This window comes from Alsobacter ponti, assembly GCF_024294805.1.
Taxonomy (GTDB): Bacteria; Pseudomonadota; Alphaproteobacteria; order Rhizobiales; family Beijerinckiaceae; genus Alsobacter; species Alsobacter ponti.
On record NZ_JANCLU010000007.1, the window covers coordinates 39,488 to 59,728 of the forward strand.

Sequence of the window (20,241 nt, forward strand, 5' to 3'; positions counted from 1 at the left end):
TGCAAAGCGGCACAACGTCACCGGATAAGGTGGCACAGTTCAGCTAAAAAGCTGTCGAGGGGCATATCATGACGAGCATGACACGACACCAGGGCTGCCATCGCGTTTTCCAGCGTCCCGGAGTGGTTGTCGGAATCGTCACGACCGTCCTGACCACGTCCTGACGGGTCAGGCTTCCGGCCCGCGGGGCCGCACTCTTCATCATCATGTTTCATCGATACCCGTCAGCGCCCGCCAGCGGCGATGCGGATCATTTTGCAGGACCGGTCACATGCTTCACGCGGCAGGAAAAGGGGTTTCGGATCATGGCTACGGCGAGCCGATGACGTCCGGGATCGAAGCCGACCGCGACGACGAGGCCTGGGAGCGCGTGCGCCGACGCCTGCGCGCCGAGCTGGGCGAGGACGTGTTTTCGAGCTGGTTCGGCCGGCTGGAGCTGGTCGGCGTCGCTGAAGGCGTGGGCCACCTCTCCGTGCCGACGCGCTTCCTGAAGAGCTGGATCCAGTCGCACTACATGGACCGTGTCCGCGCCCTCGTCGCCGAGGAATGCGCCGGCGTGGGCGACATCAGCCTCAGCGTGCGCAGCGCCGTGCAGCGCGGCCCGGTGCGCATCCCCGGCCCCATCGAGACGGTGTCCCACCAGGGCGCGGCGGCGATCGCCGGCCGGCCGGTCAGCGTCGAGAAGGCGATGACGCCCGCGCCCGAGCAGGACCGGCACGCCCATCACGACGTCGACGGGCTGCAGGGCTCGCCGCTGGACCGCCGTCTGACCTTCGCCAGCTTCCTGCTCGGCCGCTCCAATGCTCTCGCCCATGCGGCGGCCGAGCGCGTGTCGCGCATCGACTCCGGGGCCGCTCCGCTCTACAACCCTCTCTACATCCACGCCGCCGTCGGGCTGGGCAAGACGCACCTGCTCCAGGCCGTGGCGCACGAGGTGCTGGCCGGCGGCAAGCGCGTCATCTACCTCACCGCCGACCGGTTCATGTACGGCTTCGTCGCCGCGCTGAAGGCGCAGACGGCGCTCGCCTTCAAGGAAAGGCTGCGCGGCATCGACCTTCTGGTCATCGACGACGTGCAGTTCCTGCAGGGCAAGTCGATCCAGCAGGAGTTCTGCCACACCATCAACGCGCTGATCGACGCGGGCCGGCAGGTGGTGATCGCCGCCGACAGGCCGCCGGGCGACCTGGAGACGCTGGACGAGCGCGTGCGCTCGCGGCTGGCGGGCGGGCTCGTCGTCGAGATGGGCGCGCTCGACGAGGCGCTGCGCGTCAAAATTTTGGAGGCGCGCGTCGCCGCCGCAAGGCAGCACCAGCCCGGCTTCGAGGTGAGCCCGGCCGTGGTGTCGTTCGTCGCCCGCTCGATCACCACCAACGGGCGCGACCTCGACGGGGCGGTCAACCGCCTGCTGGCCCACAGCACGCTCTCCGGCGCGCCGCTGACGGTCGAAGCCGCCGAGGCGGCCATCCGCGACCTAGTGCGGTCGCGCGAGCCCAAGAAAGTCCGCATCGAGGACATCCAGAAGCTGGTCGCCACCCACTATAATGTCAGCCGCGCCGACATCCTGTCGTCCCGCCGCTCGGCGGGGGTGGTGAAGCCGCGCCAGATCGCCATGTACCTCGCCAAGCAGCTCACCTTGCGCTCGCTGCCGGAGATCGGCCGGCGCTTCGGCGGGCGCGACCACACCACGGTGCTGCACGCCGTGCGCAAGATCGACGGCGTGGTGGCGCAGGATCCCGTGCTGCGCGAGGAGATCGAACTCCTCAAGCGCATGTTGCAGGAATAGCCGCAAGGCCGGCCCCGGCCCGCCGAATCCGCCCTTTTTTGTGATTACCCGCGCCAACCCGTCCCGCGCGCAAGCTCGGCGCTTGCGCTTGGCCGGGGGGCTTGCGAATGTGCTTGCCCCGCCGCTCAGGCGCGGCGGGCGCAGTCCGTGGATAACGAAAAGGTTCGCAGGTCGGCCATGAAGGTCACAGTCGAGCGCTCCGCGCTCCTCAAGTCCCTGGGGCACGTGCACCGCGTCGTGGAGCGCCGCAACACGATCCCGATCCTGTCCAACGTGCTGATCCGCGCCGAGGCCGGCCAGCTCAGCCTCAAGGCGACCGACCTCGACCTCGAGGTCACCGAGAGCTTCGCCGCGGATGTCGGCCAGCCGGGCGCGACCACCGTCCCCGCCCATGTCATCTACGAGATCGTGCGCAAGCTGCCGGACGGCTCGCAGGTATCGCTCGAGACCACCGGCGACGTCGGCCAGGTGCTGATCCGGTCGGGCCGGTCGCGCTTCAACCTCCAGTCGCTGCCCGAGACCGACTTCCCGGACCTCGCCACGGGCGACATGAGCCACCGCTTCAGCCTCTCCTCGGTCGAGCTGAAGCGCCTCATCGAGAAGACGCAGTTCGCCATCTCCACCGAGGAGACGCGCTATTACCTCAACGGCATCTATTTCCACGTAATGGATGTCGGCGGCCGCGCTGTGCTGCGCGCCGTGGCCACGGACGGCCACCGCCTCGCCCGCGTCGAGTCGGAGGCGCCGGCCGCGGCGGTCGGCATGCCGGGCGTCATCATCCCGCGCAAGGCGGTGGCGGAAATCATCAAGCTCGTCGACGACGCCGGCGATGAGGTCGAGATCGAGCTGTCGTCCACCAAGATCCGGCTGACGCTGGGCGCGGTGGTGCTCACCTCCAAGCTGATCGACGGGACCTTCCCCGACTACCAGCGCGTCATCCCGGTCGGCAACGACAAGCAGCTCGTCGTCGACAAGGCCGAGTTCTCGAACGCGGTCGATCGCGTGTCGACGATCTCGTCCGAGCGCGGGCGCGCCGTGAAGCTGTCGCTGGCCGAGCGCCGCCTGACTCTTTCCGTGACCAACCCGGATTCGGGGTCGGCGACGGAGGAGATCGAGGTCGACTACGACGCCGCGGCGCTCGATATCGGCTTCAACGCGCGCTATCTGCTCGACATCGCCGGGCAGCTCGAAGGCGACACGGCCCTGTTCCGGCTCGCCGACCCGGGCTCGCCGACGCTGATCCAGGACCGCGAGGGCGCGCCGGCGCTCTACGTCCTGATGCCGATGCGCGTCTGACGCCCCTGTTTTCACGCAAAGCCTGCGCCGGCCGCCGCCAAACGGCCGGGAATCCCGGCGCATGCTGCGCCGAATTCCCGACCGGAGACCGGCCATGACCGCACCCGACACCCCCGAAAGCAACCCGCTGCTCGCCGCCTGGGACACGCCGTTCGAGACGCCGCCCTTCGCCGCGATCCGCCCCGAGCACTTCCGGCCGGCCTTCGAGGCGGCCTTCGCGGCGCACCGGGCCGAAATCGACGCCATCGCCGCCGATCCGTCGCCCGCCACCTTCGCCAACACAATCGACGCGCTGGAGCTCTCCGGCGAGACGCTGTCGCGGGTCGGGGGCGTGTTCTGGAACCTCGCGGGAGCGCACACGAGCCCGGAGCTCCAGGCCATCGAGAGGGAGATTTCTCCCATCGCCGCCAAGCACTTCAGCGACATCGGCATGAACGCGGGCCTGTTCGCCCGCATCGACGCGCTGTGGAGCCGTGTCGACGAGCTGGGGCTCGACGACGAGCAGAAACGCGTGCTGGAGCTGACCCACAAGCGGTTCGTGCGCTCCGGCGCCAAGCTTGCGCTGCAGGCGAAGCAGCGCCTGTCCCAGATCGTCGAACGACTGGCGACGCTGGGCACGCAGTTCAGCCAGAACGTGCTCGCCGACGAGGCGGACACCCTCGTGGAGCTGGAGGGTGAGGCAGGACTCGCCGGTCTTCCGGACTGGCTGGTCGCCGCCACCGCGCAGGCGGCCGAGGACCACGGCCTGAAGGGCCGACACATCGTCACGCTGTCGCGCTCGCTGATCGAGCCGTTTTTGCAGTTCTCGTCCAACCGGGCGCTTCGCGAGAAGGCCTACGGGCTGTGGATTCGGCGCGGCGAGATGGGCGGCGCGTCCGACAACCGCGCCATCGTCGCGGAAATGGTAGCGCTGCGCGTCGAGCGCGCCCGGCTGCTCGGCTATCGCACCTTCGCCGCCTACAAGCTCGACACCAGCATGGCCAAGACGCCGGAGGCGGTGCGCGGCCTGCTCGACCGCGTCTGGCCGATGGCGCGGGCGCGGGCGCTGGAGGAGCGCGACGCCCTTCAGGCCATGGCGCAACAGGATGATGCGAGCATCGTCATCGCCGCGCATGACTGGCGCTACTACGCCGCCAAGGTGCGCGCGGCGCGCCACAACCTCGACGAAGGCGAAATCAAGCCCTACCTGCAGCTCGACCGCGTGATCCAGGCGGCGTTCGACACGGCCACGCGCCTGTTCGGCGTCCGCTTCTCGGAGCGGCGCGACCTGCCGACCTACCATCCCGACGTGCGGACCTGGGAGGTGACGGACGCGGCCGGCCGTCACCTCGCCCTGTTCTACGGCGACTATTTCGCCCGGTCCTCGAAGCGCAGCGGCGCGTGGATGAGCTCGTTCCGCGGCCAGCGCAAGCTGGGGCGCGACGTGCGCCCGATCGTCGTCAACGTGCTGAACTTCGCGCGCGCGCCGGAAGGCCAGCCCACCCTGCTCAGCTTCGACGACGCGCGCACCGTCTTCCACGAGTTCGGCCATGCCCTGCACGGCATGCTGTCGGACGTGACCTACCCCTCGATCGCCGGCACCGCGGTGCCGCGCGACTTCGTCGAGTTCCCCTCGCAGGTCTACGAGCACTGGCTAATGCGCCCGGAAGTTCTGCGGACCTGCGCGCTGCACGCGCGGACGGGGGAGCCGATGCCGCAGGCGCTGCTCGACCGCATCCAGGCGGCGCGCAACTTCAACCAGGGCTTCGCCACGGTGGAGTACGTCGCCTCCGCCATCGTCGACATGGAGTTCCACGCGCTGGAGAGCGCGACCGACATCGACCCCGTCGCCTTCGAGCGGCGCGTGCTCGACGGGATCGGCATGCCGGCCGAAATCGCCATGCGCCACCGCACGCCGCATTTCACGCACGTGTTCTCGGGCGACGGCTACTCGGCCGGATACTACTCCTATCTGTGGTCGGAAGTGCTGGACGCGGACGGCTTCGCGGCGTTCGAGGAGGCGGGCGACATCTTCGACCCGGAGCTTGCGGGCCGGCTGAAGCGCCACGTCTACGCGGCGGGATCGAGCCGCGATCCGGAGCTCGCCTACCGCGCCTTCCGCGGCCGCGACCCCGATGTCGACGCCTTGCTGCGCAAGCGCGGCTTCCTCGGCGAAGTCGCCGAGGCGGGCGGCGAGGAGCGGTAAGGGTCACACGCCGACGTAGCGGCGGACGAGCTCGGCATCGCGTTCGAGGTCGCCGCTGTCGCCCGACCAGACCGTGCGGCCTTTCTCGATGACGACGTGCCGGTCGGCGAGCCGCTTGAGCACGCTCAGGTTCTTGTCGACGATGAGGATGGCCTGGCCCTCCTGCTTCAGCAGGGCCAGGCAGCGCCAGATCTCGGCGCGGATGACGGGGGCGAGGCCTTCCGTCGCCTCGTCGAGGATCAGCAGGCGGGGGTTGGTCATCAGGGCGCGCCCCACCGCCAGCATTTGCTGCTCGCCGCCCGAGAGCGTGCGCGCGAACTGCGCGTGTCGCTCCTCCAGCCTCGGAAACAGGGCGTAGACGCGCGCGAGCGTCCAGGGATCGCGCCGGTTCAGCCGGTTCGCGGCGGTCGCGACCAGGTTTTCCCGCACGGTGAGCGTCGGAAACACCTGCCGTCCTTCCGGCACGAGGCCGATGCCGCGCCGCGCCATCGCGTCGGGCGACGCGCCGACCACCGCCGCGCCCTCGAAGGCGATGTCGCCGCCGATCGCCGGCGTGAGGCCCATGATGGCGCGGATCGTCGTCGTCTTGCCCATGCCGTTGCGGCCCAGCAGGGTCACCACCTGCCCCGCCTCGACCGCGAGCGACACGTCGAACAGCACCTGGCTGGCGCCGTAGGCCGCTTGAAGCCCCCGCACGGACAGCATCAGACGTCCCCCTCGCCCAGATAGGCCACCCGGACCTCGGGGCTGGCCTGGATGGCGGCGGCGTCGCCGCTGGCGATGACGCGGCCGTGGACGAGCACCGAGATCCGGTCGGCGAGCGCGAACACGGTCTCCATGTCGTGTTCGACGAGAAGCATGCCGATCCGGCCCTTGAGGCCGGCCAGCAGGTCTTGCATCTGGCGGCTTTCGCTCGGCCCCAGGCCGGCCATGGGCTCGTCGAGCAGCAGCAGGCGCGGCTCGCCGGCGAGCGCCACGGCGAGCTCCAGCTGCTTCTGCTCACCGTGAGACAAAGCCGAGACCGGCACGTCCGCCCGGGCGGCGAGGCCGGCCATGGCGAGATAGTCGCGCGCAGGATCGCGCAGGGAGGCGTCGCGGCGCGCGGCGCGCCAGAAGCGGAAGCTGTGTCCGTGGCGGACCTGCACCGCGAGCGCCACGTTGTCGAGCGCGGTTTCGTCGGGCAGCAATTGCACGATCTGGAACGTCCGGCCCAGGCCCATGCGGACGCGGGCGGCCGTCCCGAGACGCCCGATCTCCACTCCGGAGAGGCGGATCGCGCCCTCGCTCGGGCGAAGCTCGCCCATCAGCTGGGCGATGAACGTCGTCTTGCCCGCGCCGTTGGGCCCGATCAGCGCGTGCAGTTCGCCTTCGCGCACGTCGAGCGACAGGTGGTCGGTGGCGACGAGGCCGCCGAACCGCTTGACCAGGCCCTCGACGGCGAGCAGCGGTTCAGCCATGGCGGCCGCCCGCCTTGCGCGAGACGAGGCTTCCGAGCCCGCGCGGGAGGTAGAGCACGATGAGGACGAGGAGCGGTCCCATCACCACTTGCCAGTGCTCGGTCCAGCCCGCCAGCACGGTCTCGAGCCCGATCAGCGCAGCAGCGCCCAGCACCGGGCCCATCAGCGTGCCGACCCCGCCGAGGATGACCATGATCATCAGTTCGCCCGACTGGGTCCAATGCATCATGTCCGGGCTGACGAAGCGGGAGAAATTGCCGAGCAGCGCGCCCGCCAGGCCTGTGCCCATCCCCGAGATGACGAAGGCCGCGAGCTTGTAGCGGTAGATCGGCACGCCCAGCGCCGCCATCCGGCGCTCGCTCTGCCGGATTCCGCCGAGCACCAGCCCGAAGCGCGAGCCCACGATGCGGCTCAACAGGCCAAGCCAGGCGGCCGCGAGGACGAGGCAGACGAAATAGAACGTCGTGTCGTTGCGCGTGTCGAGGAACGGCAGGGCGTTGCGCCGCCGCACGATCATCCCGTCGTCGCCGCCATAGGCCTTCAGCGACACGAACAGGAAGAACAGCATCTGGGCGAAGGCCAGCGTGATCATGATGAACTGCACGCCGCCGGTGCGCAGCGAGAGCGCGCCGATGGCGGCGGCGGCGAGGCCGGAGGCGATCATCGCCGCCGGCAGGGTGAGGAGCATCTGGTCCGTGCCCGGCACGAAGCCCAGGAACGGCGCGCCCGCGACGAAGTGGCTGTAGAGCATCCCGACCGTATAGCCGCCGACGCCCAGGAACGCGGCGTGGCCGAAGCTGACCATGCCGCCATAGCCCAGCGCGAGGTTGAGGCTCGCGGCGGCGATGCACAGGATGACGATGCGCGTCGCCAGCGTGGTGATCGAGGCGTCGCCGAGCGCGTCCGCCACGAAGGGCAGCGCCGCCAGCACGACCGGCGCGACGAGCCAGAGCGCGCGCCCCGGGCGGAGATCGACGCCGAGCGCGCCGCGCTGGAGGGCCGATCTATCCATGGGCGACGAACAGTCCCTTCGGCCGCGCGAGCAGCACCGCGGCCATCAGGAAATAGACGCCCATCGACGACAGGCCCGCGCCGAGCGCGTCCGCCTCCGACCCCGCCATCACGTTCCGCAGCAGCCCCGGCAGGAAGGCGCGCAGCAATGTGTCCACCATCCCCACGATCATCGCCCCGAAGAACGCGCCGCGCACCGAGCCGACGCCGCCGATGACGACCACGACGAAGGCGAGAATGAGGATGCGCTCGCCCATGCCGACCTGCACCGAGGTGAGCGGGCCGGAGAGCAGCCCGGCGAGCCCGGCGAGCAGCGCGCCGAGCCCGAACACGGCGGTGTAGATGAGGCGGATGTCGACGCCCAGCGCGCGCACCATCTCGCGATTAGTCGCGCCGGCGCGCACCAGCATGCCGAGGCGCGTGCGGTTGATGAGCAGGTAGAGCCCGCCGGCCACCGCCAGGCCGAGGCCGATCAGCAGCAGCCGGTACACCGGATAAAGCACGCCGGGCGCGACCGGGACCGAGACGTTCAGGGCCGCCGGCAGCTGCACGAAGAGCGGCTGGCGGCCGAACAGGATCACCGTCATCTCGTTGAAGAACAGAATGAGCCCGAACGTGGCCAGCACCTGGTCGAGATGGTCGCGCGCGTAGAGCCGTCGCATCACGAGGAGCTCGACCGCAACTCCCGCGCAGGCCGCCGCGCCCAGCCCGGCGGGCACGGCCAATGCGAACGAGCCGGTCTTCGAGGCGGTCAGCGCGGCGGCGTAGGCGCCCACCATGAAGAGCGATCCGTGCGCGAGGTTGATGATGCCCATGATCCCGAAGATCAGGGTCAAACCCGCCGCGAGCAGGAAGAGCATCGCGCCGAACTGAACGCCATTCAGCAACTGCTCGACGACGAGGGACATCGGCCGGTGGTTCCACGAACGGGCGCGCGGACGCGGCAAGCCGCGCTGGCGGGACGGACCCCGCCGCGCCGGGCGGCAGGGTCCGCTCGGGTGCTCAGAGCTTGCAGTCCTTGTCGTAGAAATCGCCGTGGTTCGTCATCACCTTGCCCTTGGTGACGATGGCCGGCTTGCCGTCCGCGCCCTTCTCGACGCGCAGCGCGTACCAGTCCTGGATCGGGTGCTGGTTCGGGCCGAACTTGAACGAGCCCCGGATCGACTTGAAGTCCGCCTTCAGCATGGCGGTGCGGAAGGCCTCGGTGTCGTCGACCTTGCCGCCGGTTCCCTTCAGCGCCGCGCCGATGGCGAGCGCCGTGTCGTAGCCCTGCTGGGCGTAGTAGGTCGGCACGCGGTTGAACTTCTGCTGGAAGGCCGCCACGAACGCCTTGCTCTCCGGAATGTCGAGGTCGGTGTTCCACTGCGCCGTCAGGTTGACGCCCAGCGCGGCGTCGCCGACGGCGGCGAGCGTCGTCGAGTCCATCGAGGGCGAGGCGACCACCATCGGCACGGTCAGGCCCGATTGCGCGTACTGGCGCATGAAGGCGATGCCGAGTCCGCCGGGATGGAACTGGAACACCACGTCCGGATTGGCCGCGCGGATCTGCGCCAGCTCGGCCGCGAAGTCGGTCTGGTCCAGCTTGGTGTAGACCTCGCCGGCGATCTGCCCCTTGAAGTAGCGCTTGAAACCGTCCAGGGCGTCCTTGCCGGCCTGGTAGTTGGGCGCGAGGATGAAGGCCTTCTTGTACCCAAGATTGGTCGCGTTCTGGCCGGCGCTCTCGTGGAGGGAGTCGTTCTGCCAGGACACGACGTAGTAGTTGCGGTGGCATTCCTTGCCGGCGAAGTTGGACGGGCCGGCGTTGGGGCTCACATAGATCGCCCCGCCGTCGAGCACGTCCGGCACCACCGCCCCCGCGACGTTGGAGAATACGATCCCGGTGAGGAGCTTGACCTTCTCGCCCTTCATGAACTTGTCGGCGATCTGCTTGCCCTGGCCGGGCTTGAGGGCGTCGTCTTCCACCATGAGCTGGACGGGAACGCCGCCGAGCTTTCCGCCCTGCTGGTCGATGGCGAGCTGGAACGCGTCGCGGATGTCCTGGCCGAGATAGCCGCCGGGGCCCGACAGCGTCGTGATCATGCCGATCTTGACCGGCGACTGCGCCAGGGCCGGCGAGGCGGCGAGCAGGGCGATGCCGGCGGCGGCGAGCGTCGTCTTCAACCTCATTCTGTCCTCCCTTTGGCGGAACGGCCGGCGGCGCCCTTGATCGGGAGTCCTGTCCGGGACGCGTTTCGCGAATTGGTTAACATCTAAAAGACTTCGGCGGCTATTCGTCAATCCCCGCCCCTCGCCGGCGACCATAGCAGGAAAAGCCGCCCCGGCGAGCCTCGGGGGCCGCGGCTCTTTCGGTACGGAACCATGCGCCGCGCTGGCGCGTTGACTGCCGACCACGCGCCCGAAGGCGCGCTTTTTTTGGGCCTGTTCAATGCAAGCGAAGACGGGAACAGCCGGTCTGAAGGACCGGCCTTCCCCCGGTCCGGGCGCGCTCGACTATCGGATCCTGTTCGATGCCGCCCCGAGCCCGTACGTCGTCCTGACTCCGGACTTCACCATTGTCGACGCCAACGCGGCCTATTGCGCGGCGACGCTTCGCGCGCGCGAGGACGTCTTGGGACGCAACCTGTTCACCGCCTTTCCGAGCGGGCCGGACGACCCCAACGGCGAGAGCGTGGCGCAGGTGCGCGGATCGCTGGAAAGGGCGCTGCACGAGAAGCGGGTCGACCACCTGCCTCTGGTCAAGTACGACATCCCCGCCGCCGACGGCTCCGGCTTCGAGCAGCGCTACTGGAGCGCGACGCATACCCCCATCCTCGCCGAGGACGGCTCGGTCGCGTTCCTGCTTCAGCTCACCGTCAACGTCACCGATTTGCACCGGCAGCGCGGCGGCGACGCCAAGGGTGACGATTCCCGCGCGGCGGACCTGATGCGGCGGGCCAACGCCGTGCAGCAGCGCAACACGATGCTGGAGGCCGATCGCGACCGGCTGCGCCGGCTGTTCGAGCAGGCGCCCGGCTTCATGGCGCTGCTGACCGGCCCGGACCACGTGTTCGAGATGGCCAACGCGGCCTACGGCCAGATCATCGGCCACCGCGAGGTGGTTGGGCTGAGCGTGCGCGAGGCGCTGCCGGAGGTGGTCGACCAGGGCCTCGTGGACCTGCTCGATCAGGTGCTCGCGAGCGGCGAGCCGTTCATCGGCAACGCCATGAGGGTGATGCTGCAGCAATCCCCCGACGGGCCGCTGACCGAATCCTTTCTCGATTTCATCTACCAGCCGATCCTCGACGCCGAAGGCCAGCCGGCCGGCATCTTCGTCCAGGGCCAGGACGTTACGCAGCGCAAGCAGGCCGAGGACGCGCTGCTGCGCCTCACCGAGCATCTCGAACAGCGCGTCATGGACCGGACCGGGGAGCTGCAGCAGGCGCGAAACGCCTTGCAGGCGATCAACCGCAACCTCGAAGGCATCGTGAAGGCCCGCATGGCCGACCTGCACGCCGCCAACGAGGAGATCCAGCGATTCGCCTACATCATCAGCCACGATTTGCGCTCGCCCCTCGTCAACATCATGGGCTTTACGGCGGAGCTCGAGGCGGTGCGCGACAGCGTGGCCCGCGTGCTGGAGCTGGCGGCGCGCCATGCCCCCGGCGAGGTGACGGCCGAGCTGCGGCAGGCGGTGGAGGAAGACCTGCCCGAGGCGATCGGCTTCATTCGCAGCTCCAGCGAGCGCATGGACCGGCTGATCAAGGCGATCCTGCGCCTGTCGCGCGAGGGCCGCCGTGTGCTCACGCCGGAACTGATCAATCTGCGGAACCTGCTCAGCTCGTCTATCGACGCCATCGCCCACCAACTCGACGAGAGCGGCGCCACGCTGCTCATCGGCGACATGCCGGAGCTGACCAGCGACCGGCTGGCGCTGGAGCAGGTGTTCGGCAACCTGATCGAGAACGCGCTGAAATATCTCGATCCGTCCCGGCCCGGCGTCATCCGCGTCCATGGCCGTGAGGACGGCCCCAATGTGGTCATCTCGGTCGAGGACAACGGGCGGGGCATCGAGGAGCGGGACTTCGAGCGCATCTTCGACCTGTTCCGGCGGGCCGGCGCGCAGGACCGTCCCGGCGAAGGCATCGGCCTGGCCCATGTCCGCGCCCTCGTGCGCCGCCTCGGCGGCTCCATTTCCGTCACCTCCGCCATCGGCGCGGGGTCCACCTTCGAGGTCACGCTGCCCAAGGTCCTCGCCACGAGTTCGGAGTTCGCGTAATGCCGCGCCAGCAGCCCGTCACCATCGTCATGGTCGAGGACGATATCGGCCACGCCAGGCTGATCGAGAAGAACATCCGCCGCGCGGGGGTTTGCAACGAGATCCGCCACTTCACCGACGGCACGACCGCCCTCGACCACCTGATGGCGACGGGAGACGCCGACAACGGCCCCTTCCTCATCCTGCTGGACCTGAACCTTCCGGACATGAGCGGCACGGACATCCTGGCCCGGCTCAAGGCCGACGAGTCGCGCCGCCGCACGCCCATCGTCGTGCTGACCACCACCGACGACCAGCGCGAGGTGCAGCGCTGCTACGATCTGGGCTGCAACGTCTACATCACCAAGCCGGTGGAATACGAAACCTTCGCCCAGGCCATTCGCCAGCTCGGCCTGTTCTTGTCCGTCATGCAGGTGCCGGAGACGCCGTGATCGCCTCTTCCCTTTCTGCTCCGCCGGCGCAGGCCGAGGCGGTCGGGCCCCCTTCGGGTCCGGTCCGGGTGCTCTACATCGACGACGATATCGCGCTCGGGCGGCTGATGACGCGCGCGCTGGCGCGCCAGGGCTTCGAGGTGGTCCACGCGCCGACCGGCGCCGAGGGACTGGCCCGCCTGAAGGACGGGCGCTTCGACGTCGTGGGCCTCGACCATTTCATGCCCGACCGCGATGGTGTCGACGTGCTGGCGGACATCCGCGCGCTGCCGGACCCTCCGCCGGTCATCTACGTGACCGGAGCCGACGAGGGGCGGATCGCCGTGGCGGCGCTGAAAGCGGGCGCGGCCGACTACGTCATCAAGGACATCGGCAACGTGTTCATCGACCTGTTCCGGACCGCCGTCAGCCAGGCGCTGGAACAGGCGATCCTGCGCCGCGAGAAGGAGCGCGCGGAACGGGAAATGCGGGAGGCGCGCGAACGGGCGGAAATGCTGCTGCAGGAGGTCAATCACCGCGTCGCCAACAGCCTGCAGCTGGTGGCGTCGCTCGTGACCATGCAGCAGAAGGCCCAAGGGCTGGACGACCGCGCGCGCGAGGCGCTCGCCGAGGCCCATAACCGCATTCACGCCATCGCGCAGGTTCACCGGCGCCTCTACACCTCGGCCGACGTGCGCCATGTCGCCATGGACGCCTATCTCGACGGGCTGATGGAAGAGCTGGAGACGGCCATGAAGGCGGCCGGGCGGGAGCACACGATCCGGCTCGCCGCCGAGCCGATCACCATCGACACGGATCGCGCCGTCTCGGTGGGCGTCATCGTCACCGAGCTCGTCACCAACGCCTTCAAATACGCCTATCCGCGCGACGTACTGGGCGACATCCGGGTCATGCTGCAACGGCAGGGCGACGAGGCGCGGCTGGTGGTGGAGGACGACGGCGTCGGCTGGCGCGGCGGCGGCGCGGCGCAGGGCAGCGGGCTGGGCACGCGCATCATCCGCGCCATGACCGTGACGCTGCAATCCGCCGTCACCTACGAGCCGAACGCCGGGGGCACGCGCGCCGTCCTCTCCTTCAAGCTCTGACGCCCGGACTCTCGCGCGACAACGGCTTGACGCCGGTCCGGTGGCCGCGCACATCTGCCGGCTCTTCCCGTGCGAGAGCGTCATGATCCCGGATCCGGCCCAGCTCCTCCGCCAAATGTTCGACGCCGCGGTGGCGGCCGCCTCCCCGATGCTGCGCGTGCCGCCGGCTTTGCCGCCAGTGCCGAAGGGGCGCACGCTGGTGATCGGGGCGGGCAAGGCATCGGCCGAGATGGCGCGGGCCGTCGACGAGCATTGGCCCGCTCCCCTGGAAGGGCTGGTCGTCACCCGCTACGGCCACGCCGCGCCTTGCAGGCGCATCGAGATCGTCGAGGCGGCCCATCCGGTGCCCGACGAGGCCGGCCGCGCGGCGGCCGAGCGCATGCTGAACCTCGTCTCCGGCCTGAGCGAGGACGACCTGGTGATCGCGCTGATCTCGGGCGGAGGCTCGTCGCTGCTCAGCCTGCCGGCCCCGGGCCTGACGCTCGCCGACAAGCAGGCGGTCAACCGCGCTCTGCTGCGCTCCGGCGCGCGCATCGACGAGATGAACTGCGTGCGCAAGCACCTGTCCGCCATCAAGGGCGGGCGTCTCGCCGCAGCGGCCTTTCCGGCCCAGCTCGTGACGCTGCTGATTTCCGACGTCCCCGGCGACGACCCGTCCGCCATCGCCTCGGGGCCGACGGTTCCCGACCCGACGACGTTCGCCGAGGCTCGCGCCATCCTGGCGCGCTACGGCATTTCCGAGCCGGCCGCCGCCATCCGGCATCTCGAGGCGGCGGTGGACGAGACGCCCAAGCCCGGCGACAGGCGGCTCGCCGGGACGCGCACCGTGATGATCGCGTCCCCGCAGATGTCGCTGGAAGCGGCGGCGGAGGTGGCGCGCCGCGCCGGCGTGACGCCGCTCATCCTCGGCGACGCGCTCGAAGGGGAATCCCGCGAGGTCGGCATCGTGCTGGCCGGGATGGCGCGCCAGGCCAGGCTGCGCGGCCAGCCGGCCCCTGCCCCCTGCGTGCTGATCTCGGGCGGCGAGACCACCGTCACCGTGCGCGGCCACGGCCGGGGCGGACGGAATGTCGAGTTCTTGCTGTCGCTCGCGGTGAAGCTCGACGGACTCGCCGGCGTGCACGCGCTGGCCGGGGATACGGACGGCGTCGACGGCGCGGAGGAGGTGGCCGGCGCGGTGATCGGGCCCGACACGCTGGCGCGGGCGCGCACCGCCGGCCTGGACCCGCTGGCCTGCCTCGACGCCAACGACGCCCACCGCTTCTTCGAGACGCTGGGCGACCAGGTGATCACCGGCCCGACGCTGACCAACGTCAACGATTTCCGCGCCATTCTCATCGGCGCGTAGCGCGATTCACGTGAAACGGGCGCTACGGTCGCCACGCCTCAGGCCCACGGGGACACGCCTCTCATGCCACGCCGCGACTTCGACCCCGCCAGCGTCACTCCCGACGGCCGCGCCCCTGCGAAGGCGAGGCTGTTCACCCCGGACGGCGACCAGCCGTGGCGGGGGCACGTCCACGGCGAGGCCATCGGCGGCGAATGCACGGTGCTGACCTACGGCAACGACACTGTCGGGATGGGGCCCAAGCTCCACATGCACCCTTACGACGAGACCTTCGTCGTCGTGGCCGGCCGGGCGCGCTTCTTCGTGGGCGACCAGGTGATCGAGGCGGAGGCCGGCGACGTCGTGTTCGGGCCGAAGGGCCTTCCCCACCGCTTCGAGAATCTCGGCCCGGGACGGTTGCAGACGATCGACATCCACCATTCGCCGCGCTGGCTGCAGGTCGACCTGTAGCCGCCGGCCGTCGCCTTACACGTCGAGATTGGCGACGTTCAGCGCGTTCGACTGGATGAAGTCGCGGCGAGGCTCGACGATGTCGCCCATCAGCTTGGTGAAGATGTCGTCGGCGTCGGCGACCTCCTTCACCTTCACCTGCAGAAGCGAGCGGACGTTGCGGTCGAGCGTCGTCTCCCACAGCTGCTCGGGGTTCATCTCGCCGAGGCCCTTGTAGCGCTGCAGCGTCAGGCCCTTGCGGCCGAAATTCGTCATGGCGTCGAACAGCGCCACCGCGCCGCTCACCACGGATTCCTCGCCCTTGCGCACAAGCGTGGCGGGGGCGGAGAAGGCTTCGCGCAGCGATGCCGTGTGCTCCTCGAGCTTGCGCGCGTCGGCGGAGGCCAGGAGGGCGGGGTCGAGCGTCACCGCCTGACGCACGCCGCGCAGCGTCCGCTCGAGCACCAGCGCGCCGTCCGCGACATGGCCGCTCCAGCCGCGCTCGAGGTCGTCGGCGACGAGGTCGAGCCGGCGCGCGATCGTCTCGGCGACCTCGCGGGCGGCGGCTTCGTCGGCGAAGGGCCGGAACGCGCCCGCCAGGGCCGCCTGCTCCACGACGCGCGTGTCGTAGCGGCTGTGCAGCCCGTTCAGCAGGTTGCGCACGATGCGCGCCTCCTCGACCAGCCCGCGCAGGTCGCGCCCGGCGCGCTCCTCGCCGTTGGCGAGGCGCAGCAGCGCGCCGTCGACGCCCTGCTCGATCAGGTAGTCCTCCAGCGCCCGCTCGTCCTTGAGGTATTGCTGCGACTTGCCGCGCGTCACCTTGTAGAGCGGCGGCTGGGCGATGAAGATATGGCCGCGCTCCAGCAGGTCGGGCATCTGGCGGAAGAAGAAGGTGAGCAGCAGCGTGCGGATATGGCTGCCGTCCACGTCGGCGTCCGTCATGATGATGATCTTGTGGTAGCGCAGCTTGTCGGCGTTGAACTCCTCCTTGCCGATGCCGGCGCCCAGCGCGGTGATCAGCGTGCCGATCTCCTGGCTGGAGAGCATCTTGTCGAAGCGGGCGCGCTCGACGTTGAGGATCTTGCCGCGCAGCGGCAACACGGCCTGGTACTCGCGGTTGCGTCCCTGCTTGGCGGAACCGCCGGCCGAGTCGCCCTCCACGATGAACAGCTCGGCCTTGGCGGGGTCGCGCTCCTGGCAGTCGGCGAGCTTGCCCGGCAGCGAGGCGATGTCGAGCGCGCCCTTGCGGCGGGTGAGGTCGCGCGCCTTGCGCGCCGCCTCGCGGGCGGCGGCGGCCTCGACCACCTTGCCGACCACGTTGCGCGCCTCGGCCGGGTTTTCCTCCAGCCACACGGCCAGCGCCTCGTTGAGGACGTTCTCGACCACCGGGCGAACCTCGGAGGACACCAGCTTGTCCTTGGTCTGCGACGAGAACTTCGGGTCCGGCACCTTCACCGAGAGCACCGCGGTGAGACCCTCGCGGCAGTCGTCGCCGGTGAGCGAGACCTTCTCCTTGCGCATCAGCCCCGAGCTGTCGGCGTAGCCGGTGACCTGCCGCGTCAGGGCGGCTCGGAAGCCGGCCAGATGCGTGCCGCCGTCGCGCTGCGGGATGTTGTTGGTGAAGCACAGCACGTTCTCGTGGTAGCTGTCGTTCCACCACAGGGCCGCCTCGACGGCGATGCCGTCGCGCTCGGCGCGCACCATCAGCGGCGCGGCGATTAGCGGCGACTTGGCGCGGTCGAGATAGCGCACGAAGGCTTCCAGGCCGCCCTCGTACAGCATTTCCTCGCGCTTCACCTCGGCGTGGCGCGAATCCGTGAGGACGATGCGCACGCCGGAATTGAGGAAGGCAAGCTCCCGCAGCCGGTGCTCCAGCGTGTCGTAGTCGAACTCGACCATGGTGAAGGTTGCGGTCGAGGGCAGGAACGTCACCTCGGTTCCGCGCCGGTCGCCGGCGGGCCCGACGATGGCGAGCGGGGCGTCCGCGTCGCCGTCGGTGAAGGTCATGACGTGCTCCTTGCCGTCGCGCCAGATGCGCAGGCGCAGATGGCTGGAGAGCGCGTTGACGACGGAGACGCCGACCCCGTGCAGGCCGCCGGACACCTTGTAGGAGTTCTGGTCGAATTTCCCGCCCGCGTGGAGCTGGGTCATGATGACCTCGGCGGCGGACACGCCCTCCTCGTGCATGTCGGTGGGAATGCCGCGGCCGTTGTCGGTCACGGTCACGGAGCCGTCGGCGTTCAGGGTCACCGTCACGAGGTCGGCGTGGCCGGCCAGCGCCTCGTCGATGGCGTTGTCGACCACCTCGTAGACCATGTGATGCAGGCCCGAGCCGTCGTCGGTGTCGCCGATATACATGCCCGGGCGCTTGCGGACGGCATCGAGACCCTTGAGGACCTTGATCGATTCCGCGCCATAGGCGGTCGGCGCATCTTCCCGGCGTGCTGCTTCTGACATGTCTTGCTTTCGGAACCCTGTCGCGACGTGCGAACGCATTGATTCGTTTGACGTTTATACCCCGAAAACACCGGCTTTTTCACGGCGAAAACGGCCGCGCGGGGAGGCGTCCGGGCCTCTTCCGGCAGGGTGCGGCGGCGTCGCGCCCGCCGCGCTCGGGTCGTCACGCGGCCCGTATAGCCTTTACGCGCCCCGGCGTCACCTCGAACAACGCCGAATCGGCCGGAAGGTCGCCGAAAAGGGCCGAATCAGCCCCGGTCATCCAGACTTGCGACCCGAGACGGGACAGGGTGTCGTACAGCGCCTCGCGGCGGCGCGGGTCGAGGTGGGCGGCCACCTCGTCGAGCAGCACGAGGGGGGCGATGCCGCTCATCGCCGCGACCAGCCGCGCATGCGCCAGCACGAGGCCGATCAGCAGCGCCTTCTGCTCGCCGGTCGAGGCCTGCGCCGCCGGCACGTCCTTGGGACCGTGGCGCACGGCGAGGTCGGCGGCCTGCGGGCCGACCAGCGTGCGGCCCGCCGCCCTGTCGCGGGCGCGGCCCTCGCGCAGCCAGGAGCGGTAGAGATCCTCGACGTCGACGGCCGGCATGCGCCCCAGCTCCGCTTCCAGCGGCCCTTCGAGCGCGAGCGCGGCCCAGGGGAAGGGCGACGCGTCGTCGCGGCCGGCCAGGATCAGGGCGGCGAGGCGCTCCACCGTCTCGCGCCGGGCCGCCGACACCGCGACCGCCGTCTCGGCGACCTCGCGCTCGACGGCGTCGATCCACGCCGGCGCGGCGCGGTCGTCCTCCAGCAGGCGGTTTCGCGAGCGCAGCGCCCGGTCGAGCGCGTTGACCCGCGCGCCGTGCTCGGCGTCGACGGCGAGCACCAGCCTGTCGAGGAAGCGGCGACGGTCGCCGCCCGATCCGGTGAACAGCCCGTCCAGCGCCGGCGTCAGCCAGACCACGCGCACGTGCTCGGCGAAGACTCCCGGGGAGGCGACGGGCGCACCGTCGACGCGGCAGCGGCGGGCCAGCCCGCCCTCGGCCTCGGCGCGCTCCGTCCCGGTGCCGAGGCGCGTCTCGTGCCCGTCCGCCTCCAGCAGCACGGAGGCTGCGAACACGCCCGGCCCGCCCTGCCGGGCCATGGCGGCGAGCTCGGCGCGGCGCAGCCCGCGCCCGGGCGTGAACAGGGACAGCGCTTCGAGAATGTTCGTTTTGCCCGCGCCGTTCTCGCCAGTCAGCGCGACGAGCCGCGCCCCGACCGACAGGTCGAGCCCGGCATAGGACCGGAAATCGGACAGGATCAGCCGCCGCACGATCGGCGCGAGGCCGGCGGGCGAATCCGGGACGGGTGCGCTCATCGTCCTCACATGCGGCGCGGCGGGGCCCGTGGCAAGCGCTGCGTGGCCGCGCCACCGCCGGCCCCGCGTGTTTCACGGAGAGTGTTTCACGCGGCGTGTTTCACCGCGAGTGTTTCACGTGAATCACTCGATCTCCGATCCGGGGACCGGGCGGTCAGACCGGCAGGCCGTTCTCCTCGGCCAGCGCGCGCAGATTGGCGGCCGGCCGGGCCCCGAGGTGCTGGATGATCTCGGCGGCGGCGAGCGCTCCGTGCCTGGCGCAGGTGGCGGCGTCGAAGCCGCGCGCCAGCCCGTAGAGGAAGCCGGCCGCGAAGAGGTCGCCCGCGCCGGTGGTGTCGACCAGTTCCTCGATAGGGGCGGCCGGCACGGCGACGGTCTCGTCGCGCGACACCACGAGGCAGCCCTCCTCAGAGCGGGTGACGACGCCGAGCAGGTTCTCCTCGCGAAGCGCGGCCAGTGCCGTGTCGAAATCGGCCGTCTGATAGAGGCTCTTCAGCTCGGACTCGTTGGCGAACAGGATGTCGAGGGACCCGTGGCGCATCAGGCCGAGGAACTCGTCGCGGAAGCGGTCGACGCAGAACCCGTCCGACAAAGTCAGCGCGACCTTGTTGCCCGCCGCGTGGGCGATGGAGGCCGCCGTGCGGAACGCCTGCTTGGCGTGCTCGCGGTCCCACAGATAGCCTTCGAGGTAGATATAGGCGGAGGCCTCGACGGTGGCGCGGTCGACATCGGCGGGACCGAGGTTCTGGCACGCGCCCAGATAGGTGTTCATGGTGCGCTCGCCGTCCGGCGTCACCAGGATGAAGCTTCGCGCCGTGGCCGGTCCGTCCTGCGCCGGCGGCGTGGCGAAATGCACGCCGGTGGCGCGGATATCGTGGGTGAAGTGCCGCCCCACCTCGTCCGCCTTGACCTTGCCGATATAGGCGGCGCGACCGCCGAGCGAGGCGACGCCGACGATGCTGTTGGCGACCGACCCACCCGAGACGATGGTCGCCGGCCCCATCGCGGCGTAGAGCCTGTCCGCCTCCGCCTCGTCGATCAGGCGCATGGCGCCCTTGTGGAGCTTGTTGGCGATCAGGAAATCGTCCTCGGCGTGAGCGAGGACGTCGACGATGGCGTTGCCGAGGCCGAGCACGTCGAAGCGGGTGGCGGTCATCCGGGGTTC

General features: G+C 70.0%; 16 protein-coding genes. 8 read left to right on the top strand and 8 right to left on the bottom strand.

Annotated elements, in window-relative coordinates; genetic code table 11:
• The first annotated feature begins 322 nt into the window (after positions 1-322).
• From dnaA to NK718_RS08905, 3 genes are all read left to right on the top strand, one after another.
• On the top strand, positions 323-1,783 hold the full coding sequence (gene dnaA, locus NK718_RS08895; RefSeq protein ID WP_254740750.1) for a chromosomal replication initiator protein DnaA: 1,461 nt from the start codon (positions 323-325) through the stop codon (positions 1,781-1,783).
• A gap of 177 nt (positions 1,784-1,960) precedes the next feature.
• Positions 1,961-3,079: a DNA polymerase III subunit beta gene (gene dnaN, locus NK718_RS08900; RefSeq protein WP_254740752.1), complete on the top strand. Its 1,119-nt coding sequence runs from the start codon at positions 1,961-1,963 to the stop codon at positions 3,077-3,079.
• A gap of 94 nt (positions 3,080-3,173) precedes the next feature.
• Positions 3,174-5,264: a M3 family metallopeptidase gene (locus NK718_RS08905; protein ID WP_254740754.1), complete on the top strand. Its 2,091-nt coding sequence runs from the start codon at positions 3,174-3,176 to the stop codon at positions 5,262-5,264.
• A gap of 3 nt (positions 5,265-5,267) precedes the next feature.
• Here NK718_RS08905 and NK718_RS08910 read toward each other — a convergent pair whose 3' ends face one another.
• The 5 genes from NK718_RS08910 to NK718_RS08930 all read right to left on the bottom strand — a co-directional run bounded on the left by NK718_RS08910 (position 5,268) and on the right by NK718_RS08930 (position 9,898).
• A complete protein-coding gene (locus NK718_RS08910; RefSeq protein WP_254740756.1) occupies positions 5,268-5,969 on the bottom strand; it encodes an ABC transporter ATP-binding protein in 702 nt (233 codons plus the stop codon).
• A complete protein-coding gene (locus tag NK718_RS08915) occupies positions 5,969-6,721 on the bottom strand; it encodes an ABC transporter ATP-binding protein (protein ID WP_254740758.1) in 753 nt (250 codons plus the stop codon). Before NK718_RS08915 ends, NK718_RS08910 begins: the two co-directional genes overlap by 1 nt.
• On the bottom strand, positions 6,714-7,733 hold the full coding sequence (locus NK718_RS08920; RefSeq protein WP_254740760.1) for a branched-chain amino acid ABC transporter permease: 1,020 nt from the start codon (positions 7,731-7,733) through the stop codon (positions 6,714-6,716). Before NK718_RS08920 ends, NK718_RS08915 begins: the two co-directional genes overlap by 8 nt.
• Positions 7,726-8,640 carry a branched-chain amino acid ABC transporter permease gene (locus NK718_RS08925; protein WP_254740762.1) on the bottom strand — a complete coding sequence of 305 codons (915 nt, stop codon included), beginning with the start codon at positions 8,638-8,640 and terminating at the stop codon, positions 7,726-7,728. The genes NK718_RS08920 and NK718_RS08925 overlap by 8 nt, the downstream gene beginning before the upstream one ends.
• A gap of 94 nt (positions 8,641-8,734) precedes the next feature.
• Positions 8,735-9,898 (bottom strand): ABC transporter substrate-binding protein, encoded by a 1,164-nt coding sequence (locus tag NK718_RS08930; protein WP_254740764.1) that lies wholly within the window; start codon positions 9,896-9,898, stop codon positions 8,735-8,737.
• A gap of 259 nt (positions 9,899-10,157) precedes the next feature.
• On the opposite strand from NK718_RS08930, the gene NK718_RS08935 reads away from it, so the two are divergent.
• The 5 genes from NK718_RS08935 (at position 10,158) to NK718_RS08955 (ending at position 15,301) form a co-directional block, all read left to right on the top strand.
• Complete coding sequence (locus tag NK718_RS08935; protein ID WP_254740766.1) at positions 10,158-11,987, top strand: PAS domain-containing sensor histidine kinase; 1,830 nt, start codon at positions 10,158-10,160, stop codon at positions 11,985-11,987.
• Positions 11,987-12,418 carry a response regulator gene (locus tag NK718_RS08940; protein ID WP_254740768.1) on the top strand — a complete coding sequence of 144 codons (432 nt, stop codon included), beginning with the start codon at positions 11,987-11,989 and terminating at the stop codon, positions 12,416-12,418. Before NK718_RS08935 ends, NK718_RS08940 begins: the two co-directional genes overlap by 1 nt.
• Positions 12,418-13,503 (top strand): sensor histidine kinase, encoded by a 1,086-nt coding sequence (locus NK718_RS08945; RefSeq protein WP_371877252.1) that lies wholly within the window; start codon positions 12,418-12,420, stop codon positions 13,501-13,503. Before NK718_RS08940 ends, NK718_RS08945 begins: the two co-directional genes overlap by 1 nt.
• Before the next feature lie 82 nt (positions 13,504-13,585).
• Positions 13,586-14,851 (top strand): glycerate kinase type-2 family protein, encoded by a 1,266-nt coding sequence (locus tag NK718_RS08950; RefSeq protein ID WP_254740770.1) that lies wholly within the window; start codon positions 13,586-13,588, stop codon positions 14,849-14,851.
• A gap of 63 nt (positions 14,852-14,914) precedes the next feature.
• Positions 14,915-15,301 (top strand): cupin domain-containing protein, encoded by a 387-nt coding sequence (locus NK718_RS08955; protein ID WP_254740772.1) that lies wholly within the window; start codon positions 14,915-14,917, stop codon positions 15,299-15,301.
• Between the two features lie 15 nt (positions 15,302-15,316).
• On the opposite strand, the gene gyrB is transcribed toward NK718_RS08955, so the two are convergent.
• From gyrB to NK718_RS08970, 3 genes are all read right to left on the bottom strand, one after another.
• Positions 15,317-17,737 carry a DNA topoisomerase (ATP-hydrolyzing) subunit B gene (gene gyrB, locus NK718_RS08960; RefSeq protein ID WP_254740774.1) on the bottom strand — a complete coding sequence of 807 codons (2,421 nt, stop codon included), beginning with the start codon at positions 17,735-17,737 and terminating at the stop codon, positions 15,317-15,319.
• Positions 17,738-17,900: 163 nt separating this feature from the next.
• A complete protein-coding gene (recF, locus tag NK718_RS08965) occupies positions 17,901-19,076 on the bottom strand; it encodes a DNA replication/repair protein RecF (protein WP_254740776.1) in 1,176 nt (391 codons plus the stop codon).
• A gap of 154 nt (positions 19,077-19,230) precedes the next feature.
• On the bottom strand, positions 19,231-20,232 hold the full coding sequence (locus tag NK718_RS08970) for an adenosine kinase (protein WP_254740778.1): 1,002 nt from the start codon (positions 20,230-20,232) through the stop codon (positions 19,231-19,233).
• Between the last annotated feature and the right edge of the window lie 9 nt (positions 20,233-20,241).

Excerpts from the sequence above, each read along its gene's own strand:
- dnaA (WP_254740750.1), top strand. The coding sequence starts at position 323 with ATGACGTCCGGGATCGAAGCCGACCGCGACGACGAGGCCTGGGAGCGC.
- dnaN (WP_254740752.1), top strand. The coding sequence starts at position 1,961 with ATGAAGGTCACAGTCGAGCGCTCCGCGCTCCTCAAGTCCCTGGGGCAC.
- NK718_RS08905 (WP_254740754.1), top strand. The coding sequence starts at position 3,174 with ATGACCGCACCCGACACCCCCGAAAGCAACCCGCTGCTCGCCGCCTGG.
- NK718_RS08910 (WP_254740756.1), bottom strand. The coding sequence starts at position 5,969 with ATGCTGTCCGTGCGGGGGCTTCAAGCGGCCTACGGCGCCAGCCAGGTG.
- NK718_RS08915 (WP_254740758.1), bottom strand. The coding sequence starts at position 6,721 with ATGGCTGAACCGCTGCTCGCCGTCGAGGGCCTGGTCAAGCGGTTCGGC.
- NK718_RS08920 (WP_254740760.1), bottom strand. The coding sequence starts at position 7,733 with ATGGATAGATCGGCCCTCCAGCGCGGCGCGCTCGGCGTCGATCTCCGC.
- NK718_RS08925 (WP_254740762.1), bottom strand. The coding sequence starts at position 8,640 with ATGTCCCTCGTCGTCGAGCAGTTGCTGAATGGCGTTCAGTTCGGCGCG.
- NK718_RS08930 (WP_254740764.1), bottom strand. The coding sequence starts at position 9,898 with ATGAGGTTGAAGACGACGCTCGCCGCCGCCGGCATCGCCCTGCTCGCC.
- NK718_RS08935 (WP_254740766.1), top strand. The coding sequence starts at position 10,158 with ATGCAAGCGAAGACGGGAACAGCCGGTCTGAAGGACCGGCCTTCCCCC.
- NK718_RS08940 (WP_254740768.1), top strand. The coding sequence starts at position 11,987 with ATGCCGCGCCAGCAGCCCGTCACCATCGTCATGGTCGAGGACGATATC.
- NK718_RS08950 (WP_254740770.1), top strand. The coding sequence starts at position 13,586 with ATGATCCCGGATCCGGCCCAGCTCCTCCGCCAAATGTTCGACGCCGCG.
- NK718_RS08955 (WP_254740772.1), top strand. The coding sequence starts at position 14,915 with ATGCCACGCCGCGACTTCGACCCCGCCAGCGTCACTCCCGACGGCCGC.
- gyrB (WP_254740774.1), bottom strand. The coding sequence starts at position 17,737 with ATGTCAGAAGCAGCACGCCGGGAAGATGCGCCGACCGCCTATGGCGCG.
- recF (WP_254740776.1), bottom strand. The coding sequence starts at position 19,076 with ATGAGCGCACCCGTCCCGGATTCGCCCGCCGGCCTCGCGCCGATCGTG.
- NK718_RS08970 (WP_254740778.1), bottom strand. The coding sequence starts at position 20,232 with ATGACCGCCACCCGCTTCGACGTGCTCGGCCTCGGCAACGCCATCGTC.